The following is a 3915-nucleotide window of genomic DNA, read 5'->3' as shown; positions in this document are numbered from 1 at the left end:
AATCACCACATCCCGCAGAAGGCGCTGGGGCATAAAGCACCCATACAGGCCATGCGGGAATGGCAAAAACGGCGACCGGACCTATTCGTCAAAGAAATCAGGAATCACCCGGGACCCGACATCTACGCGAATATAAAACGCCTGCTTGATGGCGGCAGCCTGGGTCTCAATCCCGAATCCTGTAAACTGTTTCAAAAGAAGGCCTATTATTCTAGGGATCGTGACGCAGACATCATCACAGATGTTTCACTTGAACTGTGGATGCCAGGCGCAGAGAGGTGGTCCATGCTGTGGGTGTGCGAATGCAAAGACTATTCGCGGCCCATAGCTGTAGATGAGCTTGAAGAGTTCAGGGCGAAGCTCGCCCAGATCGGTGGTGTTAACGTAAAAGGACTGTTCGCAAGCACAAACTCTTTTCAGAGCTCCGCCCTCAATTACGCACGTTCACAGGGATTTGGCTTACTCCGAATACTTCCCAGTGATCAGGTCCACTTCTTGATGCACTGCATGACCACGGCTCATTCTATGGGTCAAGAGCGGCAGCGCCGCAACGAGTATAAAGTCGCGATGACCCGTCAGGGGTACACCAGCGACGGCCGAAGTTTCTTCGGCGTGTATGACGGCTACGTCTTCGAGCATTGGGGCCAGCTGATGAAGCGATATATTCGCGAGTATGCCGAGGCGCTTCATAACAAGCCGCTGGAGCCGACGCGCTAACGCGCGCGGCTCAGCGGCGGCGTTGAGGCTGTAGAAAAACTCCCGCCACCCGCTGCTCCCACCCCGTCGACCCGGTATAATCGAGGCCAACAAGAAATGGCTCTCGGGGGATGGGATGCCGCGCTTCAAGCCGATCCACAAGGGACTGAAAATGCTGCCGGTCGACCTCGACCAGCAGATCAGCCCCGGCACCTTCGAGCACGCCCTTTGCTACCTGGTCGACCACGAGCTGGATCTCAGCGCCTTTGAGGCGCGCTACCGCAATGATGCCTGCGGCGCGAGCGCCTTTGCCCCCGCCGTGCTGCTGAAAATCGTGCTGCTCGCCTACAGCCGCGGCCTGCGCAGTAGCCGGCGCATCGAGGCCGCTTGCCGCGAGAGCGTGCTGTTCATGGCCGTCTCGGGGGATGCGCAGCCGCACTTCACCACCATCGCCGCCTTCATCAGCGAGATGGGCGACCTGGCCGCCAAGCTCTTCGCCCAGGTGCTCACGATCTGCGACCGCCAAGGACTGATTGGTCGCGAGATGTTCGCCATCGACGGCGTCAAACTCCCCGCCAACGCGAGCAAGGCCAAAAGCGGCACCCGCGCCGACTTCGAGCGCCAGGCTCGGAAAATGGAGGCGGCGGCCAAGGCCATGCTCGATGGGCATCGCCAGGCCGACGCCGCCCCCGCCGATCGCTCGGAGGCCGAGCGCGAGGCACGCGCTCTGAGTCGGCTGCAGCGGGAGGCCGCGCAGCTGCGCGCATGGCTCGTCGATAACCCCGAGGACCGAAAAGGCGCGCGCGGGGGCATCCGAAAGTCCAACCGCACCGACAACGACTCCGCCAAGATGGCCACCAGCAAGGGCGTGATCCAGGGCTATACGGGCGTGGCCACGGTCGATGAGCGCGCACAGATCATCGTCGACGCCCAGGCCCACGGCACCGGCTCCGAGCAGGAACTGCTCGCGCCGGTGATCGATGCCATCCTCCCCTACCGCGGCCCCACGACCATCATCACCGCCGATGCCGGCTACCACAGCAAGGCCAACCTCAAGGCCCTCGCCGAGCAAGGCGTGGAGGCCTATCTGCCGGATGCTGGTTATCGCAAGCGCGATGAGCGGTACAAGGACCAGGACCGACACAAGGCCAAAGGCAATCCACTGCACGACAAGAGCCCGAAAAAGGACAATCCCAAACTCTTCGGACCCCAGGACTTCGCCTACGACCCGAACACACAGACCTGCCGTTGCCCAGCCGGGAAATCACTCTACCGCAGTGGCGCGGACATGATCCGCGACGGCTACGAGAGCAGTCGATTCAAGGGCACGGTGCGCGACTGCGGGCCCTGCCCGCTGCGCGCGCAGTGCCTACGCAAGCCGGAGAAGACCCGAGTGCGCCAAGTCGCCTTCTTTCATCGCAAGGCGCCCGCGTCCGAAAGTCCCAGTGACCGGATGCGTGCCCGCATCGAAAGCCCCGAGGGGCGGCGGATGATCACCCGCCGCTTTGCCACCGTCGAGCCGGTATTCGGTAACATCCGAGGCAATAAGCGCCTGGATCGCTTTACGCTGCGCGGCCAAACGAAGGTCGACGGGCAATGGAAGCTTTATTGCCTGATGCACAACATTGAGAAGCTCGCGCACCACGGGGTCGCGGCGTAAACGCCCGAGAAGGACGCACAGCAAGGCCTGAGCCCGCCCTATAAGGCCGAAAAGGTGGGCGTTTGGGGCAGTTTGAGCCAAACTGGGCCCAGGAAGAAAAAAAGAGGCTGTTCCACTCGGCCGGGAAGCCGGCGCTGCGCACCGGCCAGCGCCCTGCGACAGCTCGGCCGAAAGCGGGATTTTCTACAGCCTCGTTAGACGGTTGTCACCCGTTACGCCTCAGGTTACACTCGGTCCATGATAAAGGGGTTCCGCCACAAAGGACTGGAGCGCTTCTTCCTCCGTGGAAGCAAGGCAGGCATCCAGGCCAAGCACGCCGAGCGGCTACGCCTGATTCTTGCTCGGCTGCACGCGGCCTCTACACCCGAAGATATGAACCTCCCAGGCTTGTTTTTGCACTCGCTATCTGGCGAGCGGAAGGACACATGGTCCGTGAAGGTCAGCGGGAACTGGCGTGTCACCTTTGTCTTCGAAGGCGGTGACGCCTATGTGGTCAACTACGAAGATTATCATTGAGGTAAAACTATGCGGATGCATAACCCTCCCCATCCAGGCGAAACCCTCAAGGGGCTTTGCCTGGAACCCATGGGTCTTAGCGTCACCGAGGCCTCCAAAGCGTTGGGGGTCAGCCGCAAAACCTTGTCCAGTATCCTTAACGGCCGCGCCGGCATCAGTCCGGAAATGGCACTACGGCTGTCTAAAGCCTTCGGCACATCGGCCGAGAGCTGGCTGAACCAGCAGGCAATGTATGATCTTTGGCAGGCGGAGCAGCTGCATCCAGATCTGCAGGTTCAGAAACTTTCAGCACCGCCGCAGCATAGCGTCTAACAAAGCCATGGAGCGCGACGCGGCTTACGCCGCGCGGCTCATGGCTAGCCGTTAGGCGTCGAAAGAGATGCGAGCCATGACCATTGATGAGCTTGCCCAAGGAATTAGGGCCGCCTCTCCTGAGCCTGTGGTGCAGCGGCTTGCCGAGAAGCTCGAAAATTGGAAGCGCACCGAGGCGACTGTCGAAGACCTGCGGTCACAAATCGAGAAATACATCGGTCACACCTGGGTAGAGACCAGCGAGGTCCAGAAGAAGGTCTACAGAATGTGGGCTGCGTTCTGCGGAGATGCCATCGGGGGTATCGGCGGGATGACAATGAACGAGAGACTGTATTTGTTTGGCTTGGTCGCCCAATTCGATTCCTGCCGAGCCGAGGAATGCCGGCTTCGCATCTACAGAAAGCTTCTGGCAAGCCTATGAGCCGAGGGTGCGAGCGGGAGAAGACCAAGAGCCTAACCACATATATGGACTCCTCCCGCAAGTGAGCAGCACTGAGTTTTCTTCGTCTTAGGCTCAGAGAGTGGTTGCGGTCGTATATTCGGCCTGTCGTTGGGTCTTTATGGCCCTGGCCTTCATGAAATCCGCGCCTGCAGTGCCCATCGGTCAAACCGTAAGCTCCCCCATCCGGGAGACAGGTCGAAACTAGAACCTTCTGGCAGACTACGCCCAGGAGGTTCACATGAGAAAGTCCCGATTCACCGAGACGCAGATCGTCGCGATCCTGAAGGAG

General features: G+C 60.3%; 5 protein-coding genes and 1 pseudogene. All 6 read left to right on the top strand.

Going from position 1 to position 3915, the window contains the following annotated elements; genetic code table 11:
• Nucleotides 1-120, top strand: a pseudogene (locus GBG68_RS14485) (IS481 family transposase); the annotation flags it as partial.
• Nucleotides 97-717: a restriction endonuclease gene (locus tag GBG68_RS13785; RefSeq protein WP_226801812.1), complete on the top strand. Its 621-nt coding sequence runs from the start codon at nucleotides 97-99 to the stop codon at nucleotides 715-717. The pseudogene GBG68_RS14485 and the gene GBG68_RS13785, both read left to right, overlap by 24 nt.
• A gap of 115 nt (nucleotides 718-832) precedes the next feature.
• Complete coding sequence (locus tag GBG68_RS13780; RefSeq protein ID WP_152148356.1) at nucleotides 833-2356, top strand: IS1182 family transposase; 1524 nt, start codon at nucleotides 833-835, stop codon at nucleotides 2354-2356.
• A 237-nt stretch (nucleotides 2357-2593) separates the two neighbouring features.
• Nucleotides 2594-2872 carry a type II toxin-antitoxin system RelE/ParE family toxin gene (locus tag GBG68_RS13775; protein ID WP_152148354.1) on the top strand — a complete coding sequence of 93 codons (279 nt, stop codon included), beginning with the start codon at nucleotides 2594-2596 and terminating at the stop codon, nucleotides 2870-2872.
• A gap of 9 nt (nucleotides 2873-2881) precedes the next feature.
• Nucleotides 2882-3184, top strand: a complete 303-nt coding sequence (locus GBG68_RS13770) for a HigA family addiction module antitoxin (protein ID WP_152148352.1) — start codon at nucleotides 2882-2884, stop codon at nucleotides 3182-3184.
• Nucleotides 3185-3260: 76 nt separating this feature from the next.
• Nucleotides 3261-3605, top strand: a complete 345-nt coding sequence (locus GBG68_RS13765) for a hypothetical protein (protein WP_152148350.1) — start codon at nucleotides 3261-3263, stop codon at nucleotides 3603-3605.
• Nucleotides 3606-3915: the final 310 nt, after the last annotated feature.

It is taken from the genome of Alkalilimnicola sp. S0819 (assembly GCF_009295635.1).
Lineage (GTDB): Bacteria > Pseudomonadota > Gammaproteobacteria > Nitrococcales > WHIW01 > S0819.
The sequence above is the reverse complement of the archived record's forward strand: the minus strand, read 5'-3'. Positions and strand labels throughout refer to the sequence as shown.